The 24,879-nt window shown below is 69.2% G+C and carries 25 protein-coding genes; 20 read left to right on the plus strand and 5 right to left on the minus strand.

Translation table 11 applies throughout. The features are described 5' to 3' along the window. Positions 1 to 56: 56 nt before the first annotated feature. From ISN38_RS00230 to ISN38_RS00240, 3 genes are read right to left on the minus strand one after another with little or no spacing between them, the layout of a single operon-like run. On the minus strand, positions 57 to 455 hold the full coding sequence (locus ISN38_RS00230; protein ID WP_047324934.1) for a c-type cytochrome: 399 nt from the start codon (positions 453 to 455) through the stop codon (positions 57 to 59). A gap of 29 nt (positions 456 to 484) precedes the next feature. Further along, positions 485 to 1,846, minus strand: coding sequence for a cytochrome C (locus ISN38_RS00235; protein WP_206711989.1), 1,362 nt, complete (start codon positions 1,844 to 1,846; stop codon positions 485 to 487). 60 nt (positions 1,847 to 1,906) lie between these two features. Further along, entirely contained in the window at positions 1,907 to 2,416 is a 510-nt protein-coding gene (locus ISN38_RS00240) for a cytochrome b (RefSeq protein ID WP_004425723.1), read from the minus strand. Between the two features lie 348 nt (positions 2,417 to 2,764). On the opposite strand from ISN38_RS00240, the gene ISN38_RS00245 reads away from it, so the two are divergent. From ISN38_RS00245 to ISN38_RS00315, 15 genes are all read left to right on the plus strand, one after another. Next, positions 2,765 to 3,181: a sugar 3,4-ketoisomerase gene (locus ISN38_RS00245; protein WP_004425725.1), complete on the plus strand. Its 417-nt coding sequence runs from the start codon at positions 2,765 to 2,767 to the stop codon at positions 3,179 to 3,181. 4 nt (positions 3,182 to 3,185) lie between these two features. Continuing rightward, positions 3,186 to 3,851 carry an acetyltransferase gene (locus ISN38_RS00250; RefSeq protein WP_004425727.1) on the plus strand — a complete coding sequence of 222 codons (666 nt, stop codon included), beginning with the start codon at positions 3,186 to 3,188 and terminating at the stop codon, positions 3,849 to 3,851. Between the two features lie 4 nt (positions 3,852 to 3,855). Continuing rightward, complete coding sequence (locus ISN38_RS00255) at positions 3,856 to 4,815, plus strand: glycoside hydrolase family protein (RefSeq protein ID WP_004425729.1); 960 nt, start codon at positions 3,856 to 3,858, stop codon at positions 4,813 to 4,815. Continuing rightward, positions 4,802 to 5,737, plus strand: coding sequence for a GNAT family N-acetyltransferase (locus ISN38_RS00260; RefSeq protein WP_004425730.1), 936 nt, complete (start codon positions 4,802 to 4,804; stop codon positions 5,735 to 5,737). The genes ISN38_RS00255 and ISN38_RS00260 overlap by 14 nt, the downstream gene beginning before the upstream one ends. Further along, positions 5,734 to 6,849 (plus strand): DegT/DnrJ/EryC1/StrS family aminotransferase, encoded by a 1,116-nt coding sequence (locus tag ISN38_RS00265; protein ID WP_004425732.1) that lies wholly within the window; start codon positions 5,734 to 5,736, stop codon positions 6,847 to 6,849. Before ISN38_RS00260 ends, ISN38_RS00265 begins: the two co-directional genes overlap by 4 nt. Next, entirely contained in the window at positions 6,846 to 8,099 is a 1,254-nt protein-coding gene (locus ISN38_RS00270) for an O-antigen translocase (RefSeq protein WP_206710062.1), read from the plus strand. The genes ISN38_RS00265 and ISN38_RS00270 overlap by 4 nt, the downstream gene beginning before the upstream one ends. Then, positions 8,099 to 9,040: a glycosyltransferase gene (locus tag ISN38_RS00275; RefSeq protein ID WP_047324933.1), complete on the plus strand. Its 942-nt coding sequence runs from the start codon at positions 8,099 to 8,101 to the stop codon at positions 9,038 to 9,040. Before ISN38_RS00270 ends, ISN38_RS00275 begins: the two co-directional genes overlap by 1 nt. Further along, on the plus strand, positions 9,037 to 10,224 hold the full coding sequence (locus tag ISN38_RS00280) for a hypothetical protein (RefSeq protein ID WP_058358893.1): 1,188 nt from the start codon (positions 9,037 to 9,039) through the stop codon (positions 10,222 to 10,224). Before ISN38_RS00275 ends, ISN38_RS00280 begins: the two co-directional genes overlap by 4 nt. Beyond that, positions 10,221 to 11,078, plus strand: coding sequence for a Wzz/FepE/Etk N-terminal domain-containing protein (locus ISN38_RS00285; RefSeq protein WP_004425740.1), 858 nt, complete (start codon positions 10,221 to 10,223; stop codon positions 11,076 to 11,078). Before ISN38_RS00280 ends, ISN38_RS00285 begins: the two co-directional genes overlap by 4 nt. A gap of 135 nt (positions 11,079 to 11,213) precedes the next feature. Further along, entirely contained in the window at positions 11,214 to 12,062 is an 849-nt protein-coding gene (locus ISN38_RS00290; protein ID WP_004425741.1) for a class I SAM-dependent methyltransferase, read from the plus strand. A 3-nt stretch (positions 12,063 to 12,065) separates the two neighbouring features. Continuing rightward, on the plus strand, positions 12,066 to 13,298 hold the full coding sequence (locus ISN38_RS00295; protein ID WP_206711990.1) for an amidohydrolase family protein: 1,233 nt from the start codon (positions 12,066 to 12,068) through the stop codon (positions 13,296 to 13,298). Further along, positions 13,295 to 13,993 carry a class I SAM-dependent methyltransferase gene (locus tag ISN38_RS00300; RefSeq protein WP_058363198.1) on the plus strand — a complete coding sequence of 233 codons (699 nt, stop codon included), beginning with the start codon at positions 13,295 to 13,297 and terminating at the stop codon, positions 13,991 to 13,993. Before ISN38_RS00295 ends, ISN38_RS00300 begins: the two co-directional genes overlap by 4 nt. A gap of 23 nt (positions 13,994 to 14,016) precedes the next feature. Further along, positions 14,017 to 15,360 carry a B12-binding domain-containing radical SAM protein gene (locus ISN38_RS00305; protein ID WP_004425747.1) on the plus strand — a complete coding sequence of 448 codons (1,344 nt, stop codon included), beginning with the start codon at positions 14,017 to 14,019 and terminating at the stop codon, positions 15,358 to 15,360. A 26-nt stretch (positions 15,361 to 15,386) separates the two neighbouring features. Continuing rightward, positions 15,387 to 16,511 carry a glycosyltransferase family 4 protein gene (locus tag ISN38_RS00310; protein ID WP_003474849.1) on the plus strand — a complete coding sequence of 375 codons (1,125 nt, stop codon included), beginning with the start codon at positions 15,387 to 15,389 and terminating at the stop codon, positions 16,509 to 16,511. Further along, positions 16,508 to 17,614: a glycosyltransferase family 4 protein gene (locus ISN38_RS00315; RefSeq protein ID WP_004425749.1), complete on the plus strand. Its 1,107-nt coding sequence runs from the start codon at positions 16,508 to 16,510 to the stop codon at positions 17,612 to 17,614. Before ISN38_RS00310 ends, ISN38_RS00315 begins: the two co-directional genes overlap by 4 nt. A gap of 297 nt (positions 17,615 to 17,911) precedes the next feature. Here the strand turns inward: ISN38_RS00315 and ISN38_RS00320 are convergent, their stop codons facing one another. After that, on the minus strand, positions 17,912 to 18,436 hold the full coding sequence (locus ISN38_RS00320) for a transposase (RefSeq protein WP_206711991.1): 525 nt from the start codon (positions 18,434 to 18,436) through the stop codon (positions 17,912 to 17,914). Between the two features lie 193 nt (positions 18,437 to 18,629). Further along, positions 18,630 to 19,780 (minus strand): IS3 family transposase gene (locus ISN38_RS00325; protein WP_199222609.1). Its coding sequence is split into 2 segments (ribosomal slippage): positions 18,630 to 19,525 and positions 19,525 to 19,780, totalling 1,152 coding nucleotides; the frame shifts between segments, so codons are not numbered across the junction. Positions 19,781 to 20,191: 411 nt separating this feature from the next. On the opposite strand from ISN38_RS00325, the gene ISN38_RS00330 reads away from it, so the two are divergent. The 5 genes from ISN38_RS00330 (at position 20,192) to ISN38_RS00350 (ending at position 24,879) form a co-directional block, all read left to right on the plus strand. Continuing rightward, positions 20,192 to 21,400 carry an aminotransferase-like domain-containing protein gene (locus tag ISN38_RS00330; protein ID WP_003471895.1) on the plus strand — a complete coding sequence of 403 codons (1,209 nt, stop codon included), beginning with the start codon at positions 20,192 to 20,194 and terminating at the stop codon, positions 21,398 to 21,400. A 22-nt stretch (positions 21,401 to 21,422) separates the two neighbouring features. Beyond that, entirely contained in the window at positions 21,423 to 22,133 is a 711-nt protein-coding gene (locus ISN38_RS00335; protein ID WP_003471896.1) for an MOSC domain-containing protein, read from the plus strand. A 312-nt stretch (positions 22,134 to 22,445) separates the two neighbouring features. Beyond that, the gene (dapB, locus tag ISN38_RS00340; RefSeq protein WP_080964776.1) at positions 22,446 to 23,162 is read left to right on the plus strand and encodes a 4-hydroxy-tetrahydrodipicolinate reductase; all 717 of its coding nucleotides are present in this window, start codon (positions 22,446 to 22,448) and stop codon (positions 23,160 to 23,162) included. Between the two features lie 161 nt (positions 23,163 to 23,323). Further along, positions 23,324 to 24,478, plus strand: coding sequence for a glutamine-hydrolyzing carbamoyl-phosphate synthase small subunit (gene carA, locus ISN38_RS00345; RefSeq protein ID WP_038239539.1), 1,155 nt, complete (start codon positions 23,324 to 23,326; stop codon positions 24,476 to 24,478). Continuing rightward, positions 24,475 to 24,879 (plus strand): four helix bundle protein, encoded by a 405-nt coding sequence (locus tag ISN38_RS00350; protein ID WP_038239542.1) that lies wholly within the window; start codon positions 24,475 to 24,477, stop codon positions 24,877 to 24,879. The genes carA and ISN38_RS00350 overlap by 4 nt, the downstream gene beginning before the upstream one ends.

Consider the following 24,879-nt stretch of genomic DNA (forward strand, 5'->3'; position numbering starts at 1 on the left):
ACCCGGTTCAGTTTCGAAGAGGGCGCGATCGGGTGTCGCCTTCACTGCCGCGCACGTCAATGCAGGGAATGCAGATAGGCGATCAGCTCCTCCAGCTGCTTGCTGTCGTCGAGCCCGTCGTATTTCATGTTGGCGCCGGGAATGCCCTTGGACGCCGGCTGCGACAGGTAGCTGCGCAGCTTGTCGTCGCTCCAGGTCCACTGGGTCTTCTTCATCGCGTCCGAGTAGCGGTAGTCCGGCACGCTGCCCGCGCTGCGCCCGACCACGCCGAACAGGGTCGGACCTTTCTTGTTCTTGCCTGGCGCCGCGCTGTGGCATTCGGCGCATTCGCTGGCGAACACGCCGGCGCCGGGCAGGCCGCCGCCGGCATGTGCAGCGGGCGCGAGCGCGGCGCCCAGCGGCAGCAGGCTGGCCATCATGGTGCACCACAGGGGAAATCGGTTGGCTGGTTTCATGACGATCCGTGCGTGGGGGAAAGAGGTGCTCAAAAGGCGAGGCTCAGCGCCAGCGAGAACTGGTTCAGGTCGTGCGGCCGGGTCACCGGCAGGGCGCCGAACACGTTGCCGGTGCTGCCGTTGAACTTGCTGAAACGGAACCAGCTGGCGGACAGGCGCAGGTTGGCGATCGAGGTGAAGGAATCGTCCTTGCCGAACGGCGCCCAGGAGGCGCTGATCAGGTTGCTGGTGGTGTCCGGCGCGCCGTACGGGCGGTAGCGGAACGCGTCGTCCGAGCCGGTATTGATGAAGTGCGCCAGTAACAGGCTGTAGCTCTGCTTATAGGTGTAGTTGAGGTTGATCGACTGGTCGCGGATGCTGCCGCGGCGCAGTCCGGCCACGCTGGGATCGGCCGGGTCGATCAGCGCGCTGCCGTAGCGGCGGCGTTCGTAGATGTTGAGATAGCCGAGTTTGAGGATATGCTCGCGGGTGCCCAGGAACTGGTAGTTCAGGTCGTAGCCCAGGTTGGTGAAGTCGTCGCGCGGGCCGCTGCTGCGCGGCAGCTGGCGCTGGGTGGTCAGGGCGACCACGCCGGCGGAGAAGAACTGCTTCTTCAGGTCCTTCATGTAGCTCAGGCGCAGGTAGCCGGTGTCGCTGAGCTTGCCCGGGTCGCCGCCGACCGCGTAGCCGAGGTCGTCCTGGGTGGAGACCGGCAACGCGTTGTAAGTGCCGATCTCGCCGTACCAGTTACGGTCGTACACGCCATAGACGCTGGTGCCGATCACCCGGTTGGACAGCGAGGACTGGTTGAGCAAGGTGGTGGAGCTGGCGTAGGCCGAGGCCGGACCCAGGCCGGAGGCGTTGGGCAGCATGCCGATCGGATCCTGGCTGCCGGGATTGTTGTTGACGCTGACCCCGAGCAGCGCGTCCTTGCCGCCGAGCTTGAAGGTCTTGGCGACGAAGCGCAGGTCCACGTTGTCCAGCTTGGTGGTGAACTTGTCCTTGCCGTTGTTGCTGCTGGAGACCTTGATGTAGCCGCCGATGTTGTCGCTGACCCGACCGGCCAGGTACAGGTCGGCCTCGCTGAGCTGGTTGTTGGTCTTGCCGCGCACCGGCACGCTGCGGGTGCCGGTGAGCTGCGCAGAGGCCGGGATCTTGGTCCCGTTGCCGTCGCTGTCGGTATAGCCGTTGAGCTTGAAGCGCATGCCGTACGGGGTCAGCGCCGGGCCGTAGGCGCCGATGTGGCAGTCCGCGCAGGAGGAGCCGGTCTGCCGCGCGAACGCCGGCACCGCCGCGGCGCGCGGGCTGACCAGCAGCAACAGTGAGCCCAGCGTGGACCACAGCAGGGCCTGCTCGGCGCCACGCAGCCTGGCGGCGCGGAAGAAGGAAGGAGAAGACGGTATGGTCTGCATGCGGGTGGTCCTTGAGCGGGTCGGCGCGGCGGCGGACGAGGGAAGGGCGTAAGACGCGGCTCAGCCGCGGCGGAAGCGCAGCATTCGCCGCAGCGTGTCGTCGCGGCGTACGAAGTGGTGCCACAGCGCGGCACCGATATGCAGCAGGATCAGCCCGAGCAGCGCCCAGGCGGCATCCACGTGCCAGGCGCCGAGCGTGTCGGCCAGATCCGGATCGGGGGCGACCAGCTCGGGAAGGGTGATGGCGAACAGATGCACCGGCTTGCCCATGGACTGGCTCAGCGCCCAGCCCAGCACCGGCAGGGTCAGCAGCAGCGCGTACATGACCACATGGGTGAGCCCGGCGAGCGCGCGCAGCAGCGGCGAGGCGGCATCGGCATCGTGGCGTTTGCCCAGGCGCAGGCGCAGCGCCACGCGCAGGAAGAACAGGCCGAGCACGAACAGGCCGAAATGCCGGTGTCCCTCCAGCAACCATTGGCGTACGGCGCGGCCCTCGACCTCTTCGCGCAGCAGGATCAGGCTCGCCGCCAGCACCAGGCACAGCACGGTGAGCCAGTGCAGGACCACCATTGGCCGCGGCAAGCCTGCGCTTGCGGATGGGCGCGGCGAATGCGCTAGCCCTGTGGAGAGCGGGGTGCCGGCGTCGGCCTGCGTGGGTGAAGTCATGGTGGAGTGTCCTGTCCAGGTCGTGTCGATGGAATGCGCGTTGCCGTGCGTGGCGTCGCGCTGTGCCACCCGAGGGCAGCGCAGCCGCTGGCGCAGTGGTGGTCGCAGATGGGTGCCTGACGCGCGGCAAAAGGTTGCGTCGGCCTGGCGGCGGCGTTCGCATCGGCCCGGCTGTGGCAGGGCGCAACCTTTGCGCCGGCCGGCGGCACTCAGCCTGGTACCTCCGCGTCGGAGTCCGTGTCGGACACATTCATGGCAATCGAACGAATCCAGTTGCGCACGCACGGCGACGAGCGCGGTCTGCTGGTGGCTCTGGAACAGCAACGCGACGTGCCCTTCGACATCCGGCGCGTGTACTACCTGTTCGCCACCAAGCATGGCGTGCACCGCGGGCAGCACGCGCACCGCCATCTCAACCAGTTGGCGGTGGCCCTGCATGGCTCTGTGTCGTTCCTGCTCGACGACGGCAGCGGACCCGTGCAGGTGGTGCTGGACGATCCCTGCCAGGGTCTGCTGCTCGGCAGCATGGTGTGGCGCGATCTGTACGACTTCAGCGCCGACTGCGTGCTGATGGTGCTGGCCGACCAGGCCTACGATCCGGCCGACTACATCCTCGACTACGACGAGTTCCTGCGCGAAGCCGCAGGCGAACGCAGGCAGGAGGCGTAGGGCCATGGCGAAACCGCTGGTCATCATCGGTGCGGGCGAACTGGCGCAGATCGCCTGCGAGTACTTCAGCCATGACAGCGACTATGAGGTGCTGGCCTTCAGCGCCGAGCGCGCCTACATCGCCGCGCCGACGCTGGCCGAACGGCCGGTGGTGGCGTACGAAGACCTGGAGCGGCTGTACCCGCCGGGCGAGGTCGAAGCGTTCGTGGCGATTCCGGCCAGCGGCCTCAACCGCCTGCGCACGCGGTTCTTCCTCGACGCCAAGCGCCGCGGCTATCGCCTGGCCAGCTACGTCAGTTCGCGCGCCTTCGTCTGGCGCAATGCGCAGCTGGGCGAGAACTGCTTCGTGTTCGAAGGCAATGTGGTGCAGCCGTTCACCCGCATCGGCGACAACTGCATCCTGTGGAGCGGCAACCACATCGGCCACCGCACGGTGATCCACGACCACGTGTTCGTGGCTTCGCATGCGGTGATTTCCGGCTATTGCGAGATCGGCCAGAGCAGCTTCATCGGGGTCAATGCCACCTTCAGCGACGGGATCAAGGTCGCCGCGGACAACGTGATCGGCGCCGGCGCGCTGGTCACCCGCGACACCGAGCCGGGCCGGGTCTACGTCGGTTCGCCGGCGCGCGCGGTGCCGGGCAAGTCCAGCTTCGACGTGACGCTCTGACGCCATGTTCGACTGGAGCAAACGCGGCCTGGCGTTCGCCACCGCACGCGACGGCGTCGGCGGCTGGATGCGGCATTCGGCGTTGACCCCGACCCCGTATCGCCTGGATGCCGAACTGATCCGCGTCTATGCCGGCTTCCGCGACGACGCCGGAATCAGCCGCATCGGCTACGTCGACGTGCGCGGCGACGATCCGACCCGGGTGGTGCGGGTCAGCGCCACGCCGGTGCTGGACATCGGCCGCGACGGCTGCTTCGACGACAACGGCATGATCCTCGGCGACGTGGTCGCCGCGCCGGATGGGCTGTACATGTTCTATGTCGGCTTCCAGCGCGTGGCCAAGGCCAAGTTCCTGGCCTTCACCGGACTGGCGGTGTCCAACGACGGCGGCGAATCGTTCCAGCGTCGCCAGGACACGCCGCTGCTGGACCGAGCGCCCGGGCGCAGCACCATCGCCGCGGTGCATTCTGCACGCTACGAGGACGGCCGCTGGCGGCTGTGGTACGCGGTCGGCGACGACTGGGAGCACATCGACGGCACGCCGTTCCCGCGCTACCACATCCGCTACGCCGAGACCGACGACCTGCAGGCGATCCCTCGCCAGGACACGCTGTGCCTGCAGCCGCAGGGCAGCGAATACCGCATCGGCCGCCCGCGCGTGTACCGCCACGAAGGTGTCTACCTGATGTACTTCACCCGCGGCAATGTCGATGGGGCGTATTTCCCCGGCGTGGCGCGCAGCGCCGACGGCCGCCACTGGCAGCGTTGCGACGCCGCCTTCGGCCTGGCGCTTTCGCCTGGCGGCTGGGACGCGCGCACGCTGTGCTATCCAGCGCTGATCCGGCACCGCGACCGCGTGCTGATGTTCTACAACGGCAACGACATGGGCCGCGACGGCTTCGGCGTGGCGGTGGCGCCGCTTGCGCAGGGCGCAGGCGAGGGGAGCGGCGATGTATTCGGTTAGGCCCTATACCGCGGCCTATGCGCCGGCCTGGGACGCCTTGATCGCCGAATCCCGCAACGGCAACCTGCTGCACCGGCGCGGCTACATGGACTACCACGCCGAGCGCTTCGTCGACGCCTCGTTGCTGGTCGAACGCGGCGGTGCGCTGTTGGCGGTATTCCCTGCCAATATCGAGGGCACGCGCGTGGTCAGCCATGCCGGGCTGAGCTATGCCGGGCTGCTGTCCGCGCATGGCCTGCGCGCGGCGGCGACGCTGGACGTGTTCGAGCAGATCGCTGCGCACTACCGCGCCCGCGGTGTGCACGAGTTGTTGTACAAGGCGGTACCGCACCTGTTTCATGCCTCGCCCGCGGACGAGGATCTGTACGCGTTGCAGCGGCTCGGCGCGCGCTTGCAGCGCCGCGACCTGTCCTCGGCCATCGCCTTGCGCGCGCCGCTGCACTTCGCCGCCGAACGGCGGCGCTCGATCGGCAAGGCGCGCAAGGCCGGCCTGCGCGTGCAGCGCAGCGACGATCCGGCCCCGTTCCATGCGCTGCTGAGCGAGGTGCTGCAGCGCCATGGCGCCACGCCCACCCACAGCCTGCAGGAACTGCGCCTGTTGTGCGGGCGCTTTCCGGAACAGCTGCTGCTGTACGACGTGCGCGACGGCGACACGCTGCTGGCCGGCACGCTGCTGTACGACTTCGGCCGCGTGGTGCATACCCAGTATCTGGCCTGCTCCGAGCAGGGCCGGCGCGTGGACGCGCTGAGCCTGCTGCTGGCCGAGCTGATCGAAGACCGTTACGCGCAGCGCGAGTACTTCAGCCTGGGCATCTCCACCGAGCAGCAAGGCCAGGTGCTCAACGACGGCCTGGTCACGCAGAAAGAGCGCTTCGGCGCGCGCGGCGTGGTCCACGATTTCTACGCCTGGGATCTGCGATGAGCGTGCCGTTCCTGGACCTGCGCGCGCTCAACGCCCGCTATGCCGACGCACTGAAGGCCGCGGCGGCACGGGTCATCGACTCGGGCTGGTACGTGCTGGGCGAGGAGCTCGACGCGTTTGAGCGCGCGTTCGCCGGCTATTGCGGCACCGAACATGCGATCGGCGTGGGCAACGGCATGGACGCGCTGAGCCTGATCCTGCGCGGCTACCGCGAACTGGGCCGGCTGCGCGACGGCGACGAGGTGATCGTGCCGGGCAACACCTTCATCGCCAGCTTCCTGGCGATCAGCCAGAACCGGCTGCTGCCGGTGCCGGTGGAGCCGGACCCGCTCAGCTTCAACCTGGATCCGGCCAGCGTGGAGCGCGCGATCGGCCCGCGCACGCGGGCGATCATGGCGGTGCACCTGTATGGCCAGCTGGCGGACATGGCCGCGCTGCGAACCCTGGCGCGGCAGCATCGCCTGCTGCTGATCGAGGACGCGGCGCAGGCGCACGGCGCGCGCCTGCACGGGCGCCATGCCGGAAGTTTCGGCGACGCCGCCGGTTTCAGTTTCTTCCCCGGCAAGAACCTGGGCGCGCTCGGCGACGGCGGCGCGGTGACCACCGACGATGCCGCGCTGGCCGCGCAGGTCCGGATGCTGCGCAACTACGGGTCGGACATCAAGTACCGGCACCTGGTGCAGGGCGTGAACTCGCGCCTGGACGAAATGCAGGCGGCGCTGCTGCGGGTCAAGCTGAACCACCTGGATGCCGACATCGCCCTGCGCCGCGATGTGGCGCGGCGCTACCGCGCAGCCATTGTGCATCCGCAGCTGCAGCTGCCGCAGGTGGCCGACGAGGCGGCCCACGCCTGGCATCTGTTCGTGCTGCGCTGCGCCAGGCGCGACGCGCTGCAGCGCCATCTGCTGGCCAGCGGCATCCATTGCCTGGTGCACTATCCGGTCGCGCCGCACCGGCAGCCGGCCTATGCCGCGCTGAGCGGCCGCAACCTGCCGCTATGCGAGCAGTTGCACCGCGAGGTGCTGAGCCTGCCGATCGGGCCGACCCTGGATGCGGCCGCGGTGCAGCGGGTGATCGACGCCTGCCTGGCGTTCGAGGCCAGCACGGCATGAACGTGCTGCGCAGCGGCCTGTACAGCGGTGTGGCCACCGCGGCCAAGCTGCTGGCCGCGCTGCTGGTGCTCAAGCTGGTCGCGGTCTACGCGGGACCGGCCGGCGTGGCCCGGCTCGGCCAGTTCACCAGCCTGATGTCGCTGTTGGCGGTGCTGGCCGGCGGCGGCATCGGCGCGGGCATCGTGAAGTATGTGGCCGAGTACCGCGACGATGCGCAGAAACTGGCGCGACTGCTCGGTGCGGCGTTGGGCTATGCGTGCTGCGCGGCCTGCGTGATGGGCGTGGTCGCGCTGCTGTTCAGCCGCCAGATCGCGCAGCGCCTGCTCGGCGATCCGCACTACCAGAGCCTGATCTGCGTGCTGGCCGTGGCCCAGCTCGGCATCGCCCTGGTCAACTACATCCTGGCCGTGGTCAACGGTTTCATGGACGTGCGCCGGCTGGCCTTCATCCAGGTTGCCGGCTCGGTGCTCAGCGTGCTGGTGGTGCTGTGGCTGTCGCGCTGGCTGCAGCTGTACGGCGCGCTGCTGGCGCTGGTCGCCGGGCAGGTGCTGTGGCTGTGCGCCGGCCTGCCGGCGCTGCGGCGCAGCCCGTACTTCCGCCGCGACATGCTGCGCATCCGCTTCGATGCGGAAATGACCCGGCGCCTGGCCGCGTTCTCCGTGATGACGCTGACCTCGGCGCTGCTGCCGCTGCTGGTCAACATCGGCGTGCGCGACCATCTGGCCGCGACCTTCGGCTGGCAGCAGGTCGGCTACTGGCAGGCGGTGAGCAAAGTGTCCGAGGCCTATCTGCTGTTCTTCACCACCGCGATCAACGTCTATTACCTGCCCAAGCTGGCGGCGCTGCGCGATCGCGCCGGGCTGTTGCTGGAATTGCGCACCGCCTACCGCTACGTGTTGCCGGCGGTGATCGCCTTGGCCACGGCGATCTACCTGTGCCGCGACTGGCTCACGCGCTTGCTGTTCGCCGCCGACTTCGCTGCCGCCGCACCGCTGTACGCACCGCAGCTGGTCGGCGACGTGATCAAGATCGCCGCGTTCGTGCTGTCCTACCTGATGCTGGCCAAGGCGATGACCCGGCTGTTCGTGATCTCCGAATGCGTATTCGCCGCCAGCTATCTGGGGCTGGTGTATCTGTTCACCGCACGCATGGGCCTGATCGGGGCGGCGTATGCATTCGCGGTCAACTATGCGCTGTACCTGGCGTTCAACGTCGTGGTGGTGCGGCGCTATCTGGGAGGCTTGCGCTGATGGACGAGCTTGGAGTGGATCACGATGCGCCGCTGGTGTCGGTGCTGGTGCCGGCGTACAACCACGAACGCTTCGTGCAGCGCTGCCTGGACAGCGTGCTGGAGGATCCGTACCCGAACAAGGAACTGGTGATCGTCGACGACGGCTCCAGCGACGCCACCGCCGCGCGCATCGCCGAGTGGATCGCGCTGCACGGGCAGCGCATCCCGGTGCGGTTCTGGCCGCGCGAGAACCGCGGCATCGCCGCCACGCTGAACCATCTGGTGGCGATGGCCAGCGGCGAGTTCCTGCGCCTGGGCGCCAGCGACGACTATCTGCTGCCGGGCGGTCTGGCCGCGCAGGTCGCCTATCTGCGCGCATCGCCGGGCAAGACCGCGGTGATCGGCGATGCGGTGGTGGTCGATGCGGACGGGCGCCTGCTGCACCAGAGCAGCATGCGCGACCTGCATGGCGTGGACAAACGCCTGTACCTGAGCGACGCCGGCATCCGCCGCGCGGTGATCCGGTACTGGGCGGTGAGCGGGGCGGTGGCGCTGGTGCGACGCAGCGCGCTGCAGGCGCGCGTGGCCTGGGACGAGGAGCTGCATATCGAGGACTGGGACTTCTTCCTGCGCCTGGTCGCGCGCGATGCGCTGGGCTTCATCGACGTCGGCGTCTGCGCGTACCGGCTGCACGGCGCCAACGCCAGCCGCACCCGGCACCTGCCCAGCCGCCTGGCCAATCTGACCGAGTCGCGGCAGGTGGCGCTGCGCCGCGCGGCGTTGTTCGATCCTCCATGCCGCACGCTGCTGCATGCGCAGGCGCATTACATCGCGGCCAAGATCGCGTTCCTGCGGCGCCAGCCGGCGGCGCTGGGCGGGCACCTGCTGGCGCATGCCTGGCTGTCGTTGCTGGCACGCCTGCGGCCGGGCGCAGCGGCGCCGCTGGCGGAGCGCGCATGAAACGTTTGTTGCGCCTGCCGTCGAGCTATTTCGGCCTGCCGCTGCTGTTCAGTTGCGCGCTGACCCTACTCACATTCGATCTGCCGCCCGGCTATGCCGCCGGCATCGCCTTGCTGGCCGCAGCGGCCGCCACGACACTGGTGCTGGATGCGCTGCACGGCATCCGCCTGCCGTCGCTGGCCGCGTTTCGCGCGCGCCGCTATGCCGGCACCCGCGAGGCCTTCGTCGCGCTGTGCCTGGCAGCGCTGGTCGGCGTGTTCTGCGTGCTGGACCTGGCGCTGTTCCCGATCCCGCTGTTCACCAATCCTTCCGCGTATGCCGACCTGACCCCGCTGCATGCGCACGTGCGGCACCTGTCCAACATGTGCTGGATATTGCCGCCGATCGCGTTGCTGTGCGTGCGCGGCAAGGCGCTGCGCAACGCGATGATCCTTGCCGGCTTCGTGTTCCCGGTGCTGGTGATCGATCGCAACCGCATCTTCGCCGGTTTGTTCAGCTTCGCGCTGCTCCTGCTGCTGCGCCGCGATCCGGCGCGGCCGCTGCCGTGGAAGGCCATCGTGGCGTTGCTGTGCGCCGGCGGCGCGGCGTTCTCGCTGCTGGGCACGCTGCGCTCGGGCTCGCTGGATTCGGTGACGCTGCCGTTCGGCGCGCTGTACCGCGCCGCGCCGCAAGGCATCAAGTGGCTGCTGCTGTACATCGGCGCCGGCCCTTACAACTTCGGCGCGATGCTGGCCAAGGACTACGTCAACGCCAGTTTCCTGGTCAACCAGCTGGTGCCGCTAAGCGGCTCGATCGCCACCGCCGGCACCGGCATCCCGCTGGATGCGCCGAACATCAACGTCGGTACCGAGTTCTTCCCGTTCCTGCTGGCCGGCGGCGCCGGCGCCGCGCTGGCCGCGATGCTGGCGCTGTACGCGGCGCTGCTGTGGAGCGTGCGCCTGCTCGGCAGCACGGTGTCGTTGTTCAACCTGCTGGTGTTCCTGCGCATCGCCTACGCCTGCCAGATGTCGCCGTTCGCGCCACAGGCCTTCACCTGGACCAACGCCGGCTTCATCGCGCTGTGCCTGCTCCTGCACGCCTGCAGCGCGCTGCTGCCGAACCGCCACGCGGCGCTGGCGGCCGCGCCCGGCAGGGCGGGGCAGGCGCCGTTGCCACCTTTTTCTCCGAGAAGTGCCTTGCCATGAAAGACGACGAAATCTACCTGATCGACCTGTGGCGGATCCTGCGCCGCGAGTGGACCTGGTGCGTGCTGCCGCTGCTGGCGGCGCTGGCGCTGGCGTTCGCTTTCCTGCATGTCGCCACGCGCCAGTGGCAGGCCACCGCCTGGGTGCAGGTCGGCGAATTCGGCCCGACCCCGGCCGGGCGCGATCCCAAGCTGGAGCCATTCCAGCGGGTGATCGAGCGGATCAAGACCCGGCTGTTCCAGGACCAGGTGCTGCACAGCCTGGGCCTGCCGTTGGACGGGGGTGAGGCCGCGCTGTACCGCAGCAGCCTGAAACTGGACCCGGATCCCTACGCCAACCTGATCGCGTTGAGCCTGCGGGCCGAGTCGGCGCAGCAGGCGCGCGCCCTGGCCGCGGCGACGACGGCGCAGCTGCAGGCGCTGCATCGGCGCATCCAGGCCGTCCCGATGCAGCAGGCCCGCGAACGCCTGCAGGACATCGGCAGCGAACTCGCCGCGACCCAGGACGAGCGCGCAGTCTTGCTGCAACAACAGGCCGAGCGCAAGGGTGGGGTCGAGCAGCAATTGCTCGGCAACATGCTGTTGTCGGAGAAGAACGCGACCATCCGCAGCCTGAAGTCCGAGCGCGACGACCTACTCGCCCGGCTCGGCGCACGCTATACCTACGACACCTCCGCGCCATGGGCGGCCTCTGTGCCCGAGCGCCCCGCGTTTCCCAATCCGGTGCTGGTCCTGGCGGTGGCGCTGATGCTGGGCGGCGGCCTGGGCGTATTCGCCGCGATCGCCCGCAACGCGCTGCGGCGCCGGCAGGCCGCACCCACGCCACCGCCTGTGCAGGCCGCCAGCGGCGCATAGGTGCGACAACGGGCGACGCCGCGCACGCCGATTCAACCAAACCGGCCGCTGCCCGCACTCACGGGCGTACCGTGCGATCCGCGCTTGCGGCCGCCATGGCAGTTCCCGACGACGGCAGGCGAGTGGAGAGTGGATGTGAGTGCGAATGGCAAGCCCGGCGCCGCTGCGCGCGCGGCGACGATCGATCCGGCGCGATTGCTGGAAACCCAGCGCGCCTTCGATAGCGTCGCCGCCGATTACGACGGCCCGCGCGGCAACAACGAACTGATCCAGCGCATGCGCACCACCCTGTGGGATACGGTGGCGGCGCAGTTGCCGGTCGGCGCGCGGCTGATCGACCTGGGCTGCGGCACCGGCCTGGACGCCCACGAGTTCGCCCAGCGCGGCTACCACGTGCTGGCTACCGATTGGTCGCCGCAGATGGTGGCGCGCACCCGGCAGCGGGCGCAGGACCCGGCGCTGCAGGGGCGGCTCAGCGCCGCGCACGTCGGCATCCAGCAACTGGACCGCCTCGACGGCGAGTTCGATGGCATGTATTCCAACTTCGGCCCGCTGAACTGCGCGCCGGATCTGCCCGCGGTCGCCGCCGAATGCGCGCGCCTGCTGCGCCGCGACGGACGCCTGGTGTTCTCGGTGATCGGGCGGCTGTGCCCATGGGAAGTGGGCCATTACGCGCTGCGCGGACGCTTCCGCCGCGCCGCGGTGCGTGGCGCGCGCGGGGTCACCGCGGTGGGCATGAACGGGCATACGATCTGGACCTGGTACTACCTGCCGCGCGAGTTCTACCGCGCCTTTTCCGCGCATTTCGCCCTGGACTCCTATCGCGCGCTCAGCCTGTGCCTGCCGCCGCCGTACCTGGTCGAGCATTACCGCCGCCACCCGCGCTGGGGCGAGCGCCTGGGCCGGCTGGACGATCGCATCGGCGGCTGGCCGCTGCTGCGCGACATGGGCGATCACTTCCTGATCGTGATGCGAAAGCGCTGAACGATGCGCACCCCTTCCGCCAACGACGAGATCTGCCTGCACGGCGCGCGCCTGGCCACGCCGGCCGGCGCGGTGCGCGCGCCATTGGCGTTGCGCGGCGCACGCATCGTCGCCGCACCGGCCGCGGCGGCGTACCGGGTCGCGCTGCACGGACACCTGGTGTTTCCGGGGCTGATCAATGCGCACGAGCACCTGCAGGTCAATGCGGTGCCGCCGTTGCCGCAGACCGCGCCGTTCGCCAACAGTTATGCCTGGATCGAAGCGTTCGCCGCGCATTTCCGCGATCCCGCGGTCGCCGCTGCGCTGCAAGTGCCGAAAGCGCTGCGCCTGCGCCACGGCGCGCTGAAGAACCTGCTCGCCGGCGTCACCTGCGTCGCCCAGCACGATCCGTGGCATGCCGAACTGGACGCGGCGGACTTCCCGGTCGCGCTGCTGCGCGAGTTCGGCTGGAGCTACGCCTTGCACGGCCCCGACTACGGTCCGCCGCTGGCGCAGAGTTTCGCCGCTACGGCCGCCGACCGCCCGTGGATGATCCACCTAGCCGAGGGCACCGATGCGCTCGCCGCCAGCGAACTGGCCGAACTGGAGCGGCGCGGCTGCCTGGCGGCCAACAGCGTGCTGATCCACGGCGTCGGCCTGAGCGCGGCCGACATCGCGCGCGTGCTCGCCTGCGGCGCCGCCGTGGTGTGGTGTCCGTCGAGCAATCTGACGCTGCTGGGACGCACGCTGGACCCGCGCCGGCTGTATGCCGGCGGGCGCCTGGCGCTGGGCAGCGATTCGCGCCTGAGCGGCGCGCGCGATCTGCTCAAGGAACTGCAGGTGGCCGCCGCCAACGGCGTGGACGCCGGGCAGGCGCTGGCACTGGCGACCACCGCCGCGGCACGCATCCTGCGTTTGCCCAGCCGCGGCAGTCTCGCGGTCGGCACTGCCGCGGATCTGCTGATCGTCGCCGACCGCGGCGGCGATCCGGCGCATAGCCTGGTCGGGCTGGCGCGCAGCGAACTGCGTGCGGTGGTGCGCGATGGGCGCCCGCGCATCGCCGATCCCGATTTCGCCGACTGGTTCAAGGCCGCTGGCGTCGCTGCAGTACCGGTGACGCTGGACGGCGTACCGAAGCTGCTGGCCGCGGAACTGGCCGACCCAGCGCTGCTCGCGCTCGAACCCGGATTGGAGCTGCAAGCAAACGCGCTTCGCACGACCGAGCCGTCCGTCGCCCTGCAGGCGCGCCGCGCATGAGCGCCGTGCCGATCCTGGACCCGGTCGAGGCCTATGCGCTGTGGGCGGCGAGCTATCCGGCGCACCCGCACAACCCGGTGATGCAGGCCGAACAGCGCGCCATGCTGGCGCTACTGCCGCCCACGCTGCACGGCCAGCGCGTGCTCGACGCCGGCTGCGGCAGCGGGCGCTATCTGCTGCATGCGCTGGAACGCGGCGCCGCGCACGCCACCGGCGTGGACCTGTCGCCGCAGATGCTTGGCCGCGCCGCGCGCGAGCTCGATGCGGCCGGCGCCGGCAATCGCTACACGCTGCGCGAAGGCAGCCTGGACGCGCTGCCGGTGGCCGCTGCCGCGGCCGACCTGAGCATCTGCGCGCTGGCGGTCGGGCATTTGCCGCAGTTGCAGCCGGCGCTGGCCGAACTGCACCGCGCCACCCGTCCGGGCGGTAGCGTACTGTGCAGCGATGTGCACCCGATCGGCCACGCGCTGGGCTGGAAGCGCAATTTCAAGGCGGACGGCCAGCGCTACGCGGTGCGCCATACCCAACACCTCTACAGCCACTGGCATGCGGCCTGTGCCGCGCTCGGGCTGGCGATCGAGGCGGTGCGCGAACCGATGCTCGACCCCGCCGACATTCCCGCCGGCGCGCACTTCGATCCTGCCGCGCGGCAGGTGCCGGTGGCGCTGGTATTGCGGCTGCGGCGCCTGCCATGAGCCTTGCCTTGCGATCTCCCTGCATGCCTTCCACAGCCAACACGCTGTTGGTCAATCCGACCATCACCTCGCGCGGCAACGCCCGCTTCCCGCTGGCGCTGTTGAACCTGGCCACGGCGCTGGACCGCCGCGACGACAGCCGCATCATCGACGGCAACGTCGATCGCGGCTTCACCGACAGCGCGCTGCAAGCGTTGCAGGAACAACGCTACGACGCGGTCGGCATCAGCGTCATGGACGAGCCGCAGATCGCGCCGTCGATCGCGCTGTCCACCGCGATCCGCGAACGCTTCCCGGACATGCCGATCGTCTGGGGCGGCTATTTCCCGACCCTGTACACCGACACCGCGCTGAGCGCGCCATATCGCGCCGAGGCGGCGCCGGCGCTGCCGTACGCCAAGCTAGGCGACCCGCGCCAGTACCTGGGCCGCAGCTTCGTCGGCCGCCGCACCGCCTCGCACCAGGCCGCGCTGGGCTGCCGTTTCCGCTTCACCTTCTTCGGGGTGGCGGCGATGTTCGGCGGCGCCACCGCGCTGCCCACCGCGGCGCGGCTGGAGCGCGAGCTGCGCTATCTGAAAGAGGAACTGGGCGCCGATTCGATCCAGTTCTTCGACCACAACTTCTTCGACCGCGAGGCGGAGATGATGCCGCTGCTGGAGGTCATGGCCAAGCTGGAAATGGTGTGGTGGTGCTATGCGCGCGCCGACGCGCTGCTCAACCTGTCCGAGAGCACCTGGACGCTGGTGCGCAAGAACCGGCTGCGCATGGCCTATATCGGCGCCGAATCGCCAAGCGGGGCGATGCTCAAGGAAATCCGCAAGGGCACCCGCCCGGACCAGACCCTGCAGGTGGCAGAACTGTGCCGGCGCAACGGGGTGATCCTGGAACTGTCGTTCATGGTCGCGCCGCCGCAGGACACCGCGCACGAGACCGAGCAAACCTTCGAGTGCATCCGCGAACTCAAGCAGATCAATCCGCAATCGGAAATCATCGTCTACGTGTACACGCCGCTGCCGGAAGCCAGCCGCTACGAGAAGGACCGCGGCAAGCGCACATCGATGCCGCTGCGCGACCTGCACGGCGCGCCGGTGGTGTTCCCGCGCACGCCGCAGGAGTGGACCCGGCCGCGATGGGTGGACCACGCCTGCCACGCCGACGCGCTGCGCCGGCGTATCCGCGACTTCGTCACCGTGCTCGGCTGCCGCCATCCCACCGCGCAGGATCTGCGCTCGCCACGCTGGGCCAAGCGCGGCTTGAGCGCGGTGGCGGCGTGGCGCTACCGCTACCGGCGCGACGACCGGCCGTGGGAACTGAACCTGGCCAATTGGCTGGTGCGTCTGCGCCAGCCGCAGATCACCGGCATCTAGGCGTGTCGCCTCTCCGCGGAAACCCCATGCACGTCGTCCAGATCAATTTCGTCCGCACGCCGCCGGGACTGGCGTCGGCGCAGGTGTTCGCGCACTGGCCGTCGCTGGCCGACATCGCCGAAGCGGTGGCCAGCGCTGGCACCCGGGTGTCGGTGATCCAGGCCGCGGATACGCCGGAGCAGTTATTGCGCAACGGCGTGGAATATCACTTCATCGATCCGGGCGATGCCGGCACCAGCCGCCGTGCGCGGCGCATCGCCGGCATCGTGCACGCGATCGGCGCCGACGTGGTCCACGTGCACGGCCTGGAGTTCGCGCGCGAGGCCTGCGCGATGGCGCGGCAGCTGCCGCAGGTGCCGATCCTGCTGCAGGACCATGCCAATCGCCCGCCACGCTGGTGGCGCCGCTCGCAGTGGCGGCAGTGGTATGCGGCCGCGGCGGGAATCGCCTTCACTTCGCTCGATCTGGCGCGCGCGTTCGTGCATGCCGGGCTGTTCGCGCCGTCCACCCGCCTGTTTGCGATTCCGGAATCCAGCTGCCGTTTTACCCCCGGCGATCGCGCCCAGGCGCGGCGCGACAGCGGCCTGCATGGCGCGCCCTGCGTGCTGTGGGTGGGGCACCTGAGTGCCGGCAAGGATCCGTTGACGGTGCTCGAAGGCGTGGCCCGCGCCGCCGCGCGGTTGCCGGGGCTGCAGTTGTTCTGCGCCTTCGGCAGCGGGCCGTTGCTGGAGGCGGTGCAGGGACGGATACGACGCGATCCGCGCCTGCATGGGCGGGTGCATCTGCTCGGCAAGGTCGAGCATGCGCAGGTGCAGACGCTGATGCGTGCGGCCGATCTGTTCGTATCCGGCAGCCTGGCCGAAAGCTGCGGCTATGCGGCACTGGAAGCCTTCGCCTGCGGCACGCTGCCGGTGCTGACCGACATCCCGTCGTTCCGCGCGCTCACCGATTGCGGTCGCGTCGGCGAACTGTGGCCATGCGGCGATGCCGGGCTGCTTGCCGAGGCGCTGGTGCATGCCGCCGCCGAACGGCCGTCGCCAGAGCAGGTTCGCGCCCATTTCGATGCGCAGCTGTCGTTCGCGGCGGTCGGCCGGCGCTGGTCGCGCGCCTATGCGCAGTTGCTGCAGCAAGCCGCGCGGAGCGAGGCATGAAGCTGGCGCTGGTGGTGCCGGGAGGGGTCGATCGCAGCGGCGAATACCGGGTGATCCCGGTGCTTTTGACCCTGATCGAACGCCTGGCGCGCAGCCACGAGCTGCATGTGTTCGTGCTGCACCAGGAGCCTGCGCCGGCCTGCTGGGAGTTGCTCGGCGCGCGCATCCACAACATTGGCGACGGCCGCACCCGCCTGCGCGCGGTCGCCGCGATCCGCGCCGAGCATCGCCTGGCGCCGTTCGACCTGGTGCAATCGATCTTCTCCGGCCATTGCAGCCTGATCGCGGTGGCCGCCGCGCGCCTGCTGCGGCGGCCGAGCCTGGTGCATATCGCCGGCGGCGAACTCGTCGCGCTGCATGCCATCGGCTATGGCGGGCGGCGCAAATGGCAGGGGCGTCTGCGCGAAGCACTGGTGTTGCGGCTGGCCGACGCGGTTACCGCGGCCAGCGCGCCGATCGTCGAAGCGCTGCAGGCGCTGGGCATCGCCGCCGAGCGCGTGCCGCTGGGCGTGGATCTGCGCGCCTGGCCGCCGCGCGCGCCGCGTCGCCGCGATGGCGGCACCGCGCGCTTGCTGCACGTGGCCAGCCTCAACCGGGTCAAGGACCAGCCGACGCTGCTGCGCGCACTGGCGGCGCTGGCGCGCGCCGGGGTCGCGTTCCGGATCGACATCGTCGGCGTGGACACGCTCGACGGCCAGATGCAGCGCCTGGTCGCGCAGCTCGGGCTGTCACAGCAGGTGCGCTTCCTCGGTTTCAAGACCCAGCGCGAACTGCGCCCGCTGGTGGAAGCCGCCGATCTGCTGGTGCTGTCCTCGCTGCACGAAGCCGGACCGCTGGTGTTGCTGGAAGCGGCGGTGGCCGGCGTGCCCACCGTCGGCACCGCGGTAGGGCACCTGCTGGAATGGGCGCCGTCGGCGGCGCTGGCGGTGCCGACCGGCGACTGGGCCGGCCTGGCCGACGCCCTGCGCCAGGTCCTGGCCGACGACGAACTGCGCCTGCGCCTGGCCTGGTCGGCGCAGTGCCGCGCGGTGCGCGAGGATGCCGAGCACACCGTGCGCCGCTTCAACACGCTGTACCGGTTGTTGTGTCCGCAGAGCGCGTGAGCAGCCGGCTCCAATGTAGGAGCAACTGTCTTCAGCCGCGACGAGCGAAGTGGTGAATGTTCCTAACCGGCGTGCAGTCGGGACTGAAGTCCCTCCCACAACAGGCCTCGCCTGTCCGCGGCGTCAGTGAAGCCCTTGTGGGAGCGACTTCAGGGCACCTCGAACAACCCATAGTTTCATCAATACGAGCCGCGAATACGCAGCGGCAGCGTGTCTTGAGGACGACTTCAGTGCATTGCCAGGTTGCTGGATGGCATCGATGTGCCAGGTAAGGCGGCCGACGGCCGCCTTACCTGATCACACCGGCACCATGCCGCGATGCTGCAGCCGCGCCAGCCGCATCAGGTTGTGACTGGCGACCTTCAACCCGATCACCACGGTGGCCCGTGCCAATCCAATGGTGCGCAGGCATTTACCGCCCTGCTGCGCCAGCCGCGCGAACGGGTGTTCGCCGAACCCCCGATCCTTGGCAAGCCGCCGGTTGCGGCGCTGTTCGGCCGCGCTTAGCGGCTTGCGCGCCTGGCCCTGGTGCTGGATGGCCGCCCGATAGCCGCGTTGCGTGAGATCGGCCTCCCGCGATGCGTCGGCATAGCCACTGTCGGCCCATACCGTGCGTCCGCGATTGCTGGGGTCCAGCACGTCCTCGAAGTGTCGGCTGTCATGCACGTTGGCTGCGCTCACCGCATGTCGGCGGATGAAGCCCCAACGCCGATCGGTGCTGGCGTGCAGCTTATAGCCGTAATGCGCCTTGCCGTGCTTGCGGGTCCAGCGCGCCTGCACATCCTGCTGCGCCCGCTTGGTATCGCTCCAGTCCTGGCCCACCTCGCCGCCCTGCTTGATCTGTGCGTTCTCCTCGCGCGTGTTGCGTTGGATCGGCGCGCTGACAATGCTCGCATCGATGATCTAACCGCCGCGCGAGATGAACCCAGCCCGCTGCAATTGCACACCGACTGCGGCACTGATGTCCCCCATCACATCCTGCGCCTTGATGGACTGGCCAGAGTTCCGTAGACACTCAGTTGCGGCTCTGCGCGTAGCGCCTTTCAAACTCTACAGGTGACAGCCCGGCAGCGGAACCATGCCGGCGGATCGGGTTGTAGAACATCTCGATGTAGTCGAACACGTCCGATGCTGCCATGGCGCGTGTCGGGTAGATCCGCCGCTTGATCCGCTCCTTCTTCAAGACGCTGAAGAAGCTCTCTGCCACGGCGTTGTCGTGGCAGTTCCCGCGTCGGCTCATGCTCGGCACCATCCGGTGCGCTTTCAGGAACGACTGCCAGTCGCTGCTGGTGAACTGACAGCCCTGATCCGAATGCACCAGCACACCTGGGCCCGGCTTGCGCCGCCAAGCTGCCGCCACCAGCGCCTGCAGTACCAGATCGCTGGTCATCGTCGACGCCGTCGCCCAGCCGACGATCTGCCGCGAGTACAGATCCATCACCGTCGCCAGGAACAGCCAGCCCTCGTAGGTCCTGATGTAGGTGATGTCCGTGACCCAGACCTTGTTCGGCGCCTGTGGCGCGAATTCCCGGTTGAGCACATTGGTCACCACGCCCACGGGACCACCGTGATGACGTGGCTTGCGGCCGTAGCCGACTTGGGCACGCAGGCCTTCTGCTTTCATCAACCGCAGGACGCGGTGCCGGCTGCAGCGCTCGCCGGCCTCGCGCAGGTCCAGGGTGATCTTGCGATAGCCATACACCGTGCCGCTGGCCAGCCAGTGGTGCTTGATCAGCCCCAGCAGACGCTGATCTTCGCGCTCGCGAGCACTGGCGCCATGGCGCAGCCAGGCGTAGTAGCCACTGCGTTGCACGTCCAGCACCCGGCACATCGCCACCAGACGGAACTCCCGGACGTGCGCGCGCATGAACGCGTACTTCGCCCTTACCCCTTGGCAAAGTACGCGGCGGCTTTTTTTAGGATGTCGCGCTCCTCGGTTACCCGCCGCAGCTCAGCCTTGAGCCGGCGGATCTCGGCCGAGTCGCTCGGCGCGGCCGGGGCTCCAGGGGCCGGTACCGTCTTCTTGGCCGCCTGCACCCAGCCATACAACGTGTGCTTGGGAATCCCTATGCGGGAGGCGACGTCAACCACCGTGAAGCCACGCTCGATCACCTGCCTCTCCGCCTCGGCACGGAACTCATCCGTGTACTGCTTGCTGTTGCCCATAAACACCTCGGTCATTGCCATCAATTATGGCAACTGGATGTCTACGAAAGGCTGGCCGGTCCACCTCCACTCAAGCGCCGACGACCAAAGACCTCGCGTGCGAGGCATTGCTTTTGGGCCTAGAGGCTTCTTGATCAGGCTGGCGCCGGGCAGGCCGGCGGCTCCGGCAGACGGCGAACAGTGCGAGCACCGGCCCGGAGATGGCGCCAGCGCCGCAACGGTCCCCGCTGCGTCGCTGCGACCGACTACCGAGCCATCCTCGTGATGGTGACGACGTGCCGATCGCGGCGGTGCCCAGCCCCCCCGGCGTGGCGCGACTTGCATAGGGTTCGCCGCGCGCGCAGGTCCGGGGCATGCCGCGGAAGCGCTGGGGCGCATGGCGATGCGCGCCGGCACGGCCGGGATTATCCTATGCCGATGACGACCTCCTTCCAGTTTTCCCGCCGTGCGCAGGCGCTGACCAGTTCGGCGATCCGCGAAATCCTCAAGGTCACCGAGCGTCCGGAGGTGATCTCCTTCGCCGGCGGACTGCCGTCGCCGGACACGTTCCCGGTCGCGCGCATGCAGTACGCCTGCGACAAGGTGCTGCGCGAAGCGCCGCACGCCGCGCTGCAATACGGCCCGACCGAAGGCTATCTGCCGCTGCGCGAATGGGTGGCCGCGCGCCTGAGCCGCGACGGCGCCACGATCCGCCCCAGTCAGGTGCTGATCACCACCGGCTCGCAGCAGGGCCTGGACCTGCTCGGCAAGGTGTTCATCGACGAAGGCAGCAAGGTGCTGGTGGAGACGCCCAGCTACCTGGGCGCATTGCAGGCGTTCTCGCTGTTCCAGCCGGCGTTCGCGGCGATGCAGTCGGACGACGACGGGCTGGTGGTGGACGCGCTGGACGACGCGCAACTGGCCGGCGCGCGCTTCATGTACTGCCTGCCGAATTTCCAGAACCCGACCGGGCGGCGCCTGCCGCTGCACCGGCGCCAGGCGCTGGTCGCGCGCGCGGCGGCCGCCGGCGTGCCCATCGTCGAGGACGATCCCTACGGCGAGCTGTGCTACAGCGGCGACACGCTGCCGAGCCTGCTGTCGATGCATCCGGACGCGGCCATCTACATGGGCTCGTTCTCCAAGGTGCTGGCGCCGGGCCTGCGCCTGGGCTTCGTGGTGGCGCCGGAAGCGGTGCACGCCAAGCTGGTGCAGGCCAAGCAGGCGGCGGACCTGCACACGCCTTCGTTCAGTCAGCGCATCGTCTACGAGGCGGTGCAGGACGGCTTCCTGGATGCGCACATCCCCGGCATCCGCAGCCTGTACGCGAGCCGCTGCCAGCAGATGCTGGCGGCGCTGGAGAAATACTTTCCGTCGCAGGTGCGCTGGAATCGTCCTGCCGGCGGTATGTTCATCTGGGTCGAATTGCCGGCCGGCATGGACGGCGGCGCACTGCTGGCCAAGGCGATCGAGCGCAACGTCGCCTTCGTGCCGGGCGCACCGTTCTACGCGGTCGAGCCGCAGCGCAACACCTTGCGCCTGTCGTTCGTGACCGTGCCGGAAGCACGCATCGAGACCGGCGTGCGCATCCTCGGCGAACTGCTGCAGGCCGAAATCGCCGCGCATCGCGGCGCGGTCGCCTGATCCGGCACCCGGGCGCCTGCGCATGAACCCGGCTGCGGCCTTGGACCTGGGCGTGGAGGCGGTGCTGGTCGGCCGTGTGCAGGAGTTCACCCGGCCCGGCAGCCGCAGTGCGATCGCCAAGTGGCCGCTGTCCGGGCGGTTGCGGATCGGGGTCGAAGGCCTGGAACTGGACGAGCAGGGCGACCGCCGCGTGCACGGCGGCCCGGACAAGGCGCTGCACCACTATCCGCGCGATCACTACGCGGCCTGGCGCCAGGAACTGGGTGCGCACGCCTTGCTGGACGCACCCGGCGCGTTCGGCGAGAACCTGAGCACGCAGGGCGCCACCGAGGCCGACCTGTGCCTGGGCGACCGGCTGCGGCTGGGCACGGCGCTGGTCGAGGTGTCGCAGTCACGGCAGCCATGCTGGAAGCTGTCCGACCGCTTCGGCGTTGCCGCGCTGGCGCGGCGCGTGCAGGAAAGCGGCCGTACCGGCTGGTATTACCGCGTGCTGCAGCCGGGCGAGGTCGCCGCCGGCGACCGGCTGGTCCTGCTGGAGCGGCCGTATCCGGGCTGGTCGTTGGCCCGCCTGATCCAGCTGCTGTATCGGCGCGAGGTCGATCTGGCCCAACTGGAGCAGGTGCTGGAGCTGCCGCTGGTGCCGAACTGGCGCGTACTGTTCGAGCGGCGCCTGGCCAAGCGCGAGGTCGAATGCTGGGACAAGAGGCTGCTGGGCCAGCAGGCGGCCGAGTAAGCTCGCAACTTGCCGCCCCCGTGCTCGCAGCAAGTCCCTGTAGGAGCGGTTTCAACCGCGACGAGCGGAGCGTCGGGCCTTGCGGCTTCGGACACTGTCGGGGCTGAAGCCTCTCCTACAGTTGAGCCGGCTTGCTCGCCGCAAGTCCATGTGGAAGCGACTCCGGGGGGCCTCGGGCTGTCAGTCGCGATGAGCGGCGTGCTTGACTCTCCGGCTGCGCATGCTCTTGGCGCTCGAGCGATTGCCGTTGCCGCCCAACGCCACAGCCCCGCACCCCTGTCGCAGATCGCCACAAACCGCTACCTTGTGGCGATGACCAGTTCCCCCGTACGTGTGTTGATTCATGGTGCGTCCGGCCGCATGGGCCAGTCGTTGTTGCGCCTGGCCGCGCAGGACCCGGCGCTGCAGGTGGCGGCGGCGGTGATCCGGCGGGCGCCGGCGCAGCGCGTCGTCGATGGGGTGCCGTACTTCGCCGCGGCCGAACTCAACGGTGCGCCGGCGTTCGACGTGGCGGTCGATTTCAGCCTGCCGCAGGGCTTCGACCCGGTGCTGGCGCTGTGCGTGGCGCGCGGCGCGGCGCTGGTGTCCGGCACCACCGGCCTGGACGCGGCGCAGCGGCAGGCGTTGGCTGATGCGGCGGCGCGCATCCCGCTGATCTGGGCGTCCAACTTCAGCCTCGGCGTGGCGGTGCTGAACGAGCTGGTGGAACGCGCCGCCGCGGCGTTGCCCGGCTGGGACTGCGACATCGTCGAATCGCATCACGTGCACAAGCAGGACGCGCCGTCCGGCACCGCGCTGACCCTGGGCGAGGCGGCCGCGCACGGCGGCGCGCAGCCGCGCTACGCCAGCCTGCGCGCCGGCGACATCGTCGGCGAGCACCTGGTGCAGTTCGCCGGGCTCGGCGAGCGGGTGGAATTGGTGCACCGCGCCAGCAACCGCGACATCTTCGCCCGCGGCGCGCTGCATGCCGCCGCGCGCCTGCCGGGCCGCGCGCCCGGCGCCTACCGGCTGCCCGATCTGCTCGGCTGAACGGCGCTTTCACATAAACGTCTGGCGCGGACAGGTCCGCGTCGGTACAATTCTCGCTCGCCTGTTACCCATCGCCACGGACCCGGAGAAGCGCCGAGTTCGCGGTTTCTTGCAGCCGCAAGTTGGTGGGGCAGGGTTCCTCTCTCCCCAAGGCGAACCCCGTGACTCAACCCGCAATCCTTGTCCTTGAAGACGGCACCGTGTTCGAGGGCGAATCCGTAGGCGCCGCCGGCCTGTCCGTCGGCGAAGTGGTATTCAACACCGCGATGACCGGCTACCAGGAGATCCTCACCGATCCCTCCTATGCCCGTCAGCTGATCACCCTGACGTACCCGCATATCGGCAACACCGGTTGCACCGACCAGGACGACGAAGCCGCCCAGGTGTGGTCGGCCGGGCTGATCGTGCGCAGCGTACCGCGCCGTCCCAGCAACTGGCGCAGCCAGGTGTCGCTGCCGGACTGGCTGATCCAGCGCGGCGTGGTCGCCATCGCCGGCATCGATACCCGCAAGCTGACCCGCATCCTGCGCGAGAAGGGATCGCAGAACGGCGCGGTGATGGCCGGCGAGGTGAACGTGGAGACGGCGCTGGAAGCGGCGCGCAAGTTCCCGGGGCTCAAGGGCATGGACCTGGCCAAGGTGGTCTCCACCGACAAGGCCTATCCGTGGCGCGATGGCCAGCTCGACCTGGACAGCAACGCGTTCGCCCAGGCCGCACCGACGTACAAGGTCGTCGCCTACGACTACGGCGTAAAGCTCAACATCCTGCGCATGCTCGCCGAGCGCGGCTGCGAGGTCACCGTGGTGCCGGCGCAGACGCCCGCCGCCGAGGTGCTGGCGATGCAGCCGGACGGCGTGTTCCTGTCCAACGGCCCGGGCGATCCGGCGCCGTGCGACTACGCGATCGCGGCGATCAAGCAAATCGTTGCCAGCAAGATCCCGACCTTCGGCATCTGCCTGGGCCATCAACTGCTGGCGCTGGCTGCCGGCGCGCAGACCCTGAAGATGGGCCACGGCCACCACGGCGCCAACCATCCTGTGCAGGACCTGGACAGCGGCCGGGTGATGATCACCTCGCAGAACCACGGCTTCGCGGTGGACGAAGCGTCGCTGCCGGCCAACGTGCGGGTGACCCATCGCTCGCTGTTCGACGGCACCAACCAGGGCATCGAACTGACCGACGCGCCGGCCTTCAGCTTCCAGGGCCACCCGGAAGCCTCGCCGGGTCCGCGCGATGTGGCGCCGTTGTTTGATCGGTTTACGGCGTTGATGCGGGACTCGGGACTCGGGACTCGGGACTCGGGCTCGATGCAGTGAGTCCCTCGCATTTCCAAGAACTCGATGTCTGGCAGGTGGCGATGGTGTTGGCCAAGCAGGTCTACGAAATCACCGCGGAGCTTCCACGGGAAGAGCGTTATGGCCTGACGTCGCAACTGCAACGTTCCGCCGTCTCCATTCCTTCGAACATCGCCGAAGGCAACGCACGCTACGGCGCGCGTGACTACGCAAGATTCATATCCATGGCGCAGGGATCGTGCGCCGAACTGCAAACGCAATTGCTGTTGGCGCTGGAGCTTTTCCTGGGCGACGCAGCAGCAATCGAAGAAGCCCTTTCTACGTGTGACCGGGTCGGCCGCATGCTGCACAAGCTGCATCGCAGCTTGCTGCAGAAGCTCGAATCCGAGTCCCGAGTCCCGAGTCCCGAGTCCCGGAGCTGA

Origin of the sequence: Xanthomonas translucens pv. undulosa (assembly GCF_017301775.1) — a bacterium.
Taxonomy (GTDB): Bacteria; Pseudomonadota; Gammaproteobacteria; order Xanthomonadales; family Xanthomonadaceae; genus Xanthomonas_A; species Xanthomonas_A translucens.

Bases quoted from the DNA above. Each gene is read 5' to 3' on its own strand.
- ISN38_RS00230 (WP_047324934.1), bottom strand. From the start codon at position 455: ATGAAACCAGCCAACCGATTTCCCCTGTGGTGCACCATGATGGCCAGC.
- ISN38_RS00235 (WP_206711989.1), bottom strand. From the start codon at position 1,846: ATGCAGACCATACCGTCTTCTCCTTCCTTCTTCCGCGCCGCCAGGCTG.
- ISN38_RS00240 (WP_004425723.1), bottom strand. From the start codon at position 2,416: ATGGTGGTCCTGCACTGGCTCACCGTGCTGTGCCTGGTGCTGGCGGCG.
- ISN38_RS00245 (WP_004425725.1), top strand. From the start codon at position 2,765: ATGGCAATCGAACGAATCCAGTTGCGCACGCACGGCGACGAGCGCGGT.
- ISN38_RS00250 (WP_004425727.1), top strand. From the start codon at position 3,186: ATGGCGAAACCGCTGGTCATCATCGGTGCGGGCGAACTGGCGCAGATC.
- ISN38_RS00255 (WP_004425729.1), top strand. From the start codon at position 3,856: ATGTTCGACTGGAGCAAACGCGGCCTGGCGTTCGCCACCGCACGCGAC.
- ISN38_RS00260 (WP_004425730.1), top strand. From the start codon at position 4,802: ATGTATTCGGTTAGGCCCTATACCGCGGCCTATGCGCCGGCCTGGGAC.
- ISN38_RS00265 (WP_004425732.1), top strand. From the start codon at position 5,734: ATGAGCGTGCCGTTCCTGGACCTGCGCGCGCTCAACGCCCGCTATGCC.
- ISN38_RS00270 (WP_206710062.1), top strand. From the start codon at position 6,846: ATGAACGTGCTGCGCAGCGGCCTGTACAGCGGTGTGGCCACCGCGGCC.
- ISN38_RS00275 (WP_047324933.1), top strand. From the start codon at position 8,099: ATGGACGAGCTTGGAGTGGATCACGATGCGCCGCTGGTGTCGGTGCTG.
- ISN38_RS00280 (WP_058358893.1), top strand. From the start codon at position 9,037: ATGAAACGTTTGTTGCGCCTGCCGTCGAGCTATTTCGGCCTGCCGCTG.
- ISN38_RS00285 (WP_004425740.1), top strand. From the start codon at position 10,221: ATGAAAGACGACGAAATCTACCTGATCGACCTGTGGCGGATCCTGCGC.
- ISN38_RS00295 (WP_206711990.1), top strand. From the start codon at position 12,066: ATGCGCACCCCTTCCGCCAACGACGAGATCTGCCTGCACGGCGCGCGC.
- ISN38_RS00300 (WP_058363198.1), top strand. From the start codon at position 13,295: ATGAGCGCCGTGCCGATCCTGGACCCGGTCGAGGCCTATGCGCTGTGG.
- ISN38_RS00305 (WP_004425747.1), top strand. From the start codon at position 14,017: ATGCCTTCCACAGCCAACACGCTGTTGGTCAATCCGACCATCACCTCG.
- ISN38_RS00310 (WP_003474849.1), top strand. From the start codon at position 15,387: ATGCACGTCGTCCAGATCAATTTCGTCCGCACGCCGCCGGGACTGGCG.
- ISN38_RS00315 (WP_004425749.1), top strand. From the start codon at position 16,508: ATGAAGCTGGCGCTGGTGGTGCCGGGAGGGGTCGATCGCAGCGGCGAA.
- ISN38_RS00330 (WP_003471895.1), top strand. From the start codon at position 20,192: ATGCCGATGACGACCTCCTTCCAGTTTTCCCGCCGTGCGCAGGCGCTG.
- ISN38_RS00335 (WP_003471896.1), top strand. From the start codon at position 21,423: ATGAACCCGGCTGCGGCCTTGGACCTGGGCGTGGAGGCGGTGCTGGTC.
- dapB (WP_080964776.1), top strand. From the start codon at position 22,446: ATGACCAGTTCCCCCGTACGTGTGTTGATTCATGGTGCGTCCGGCCGC.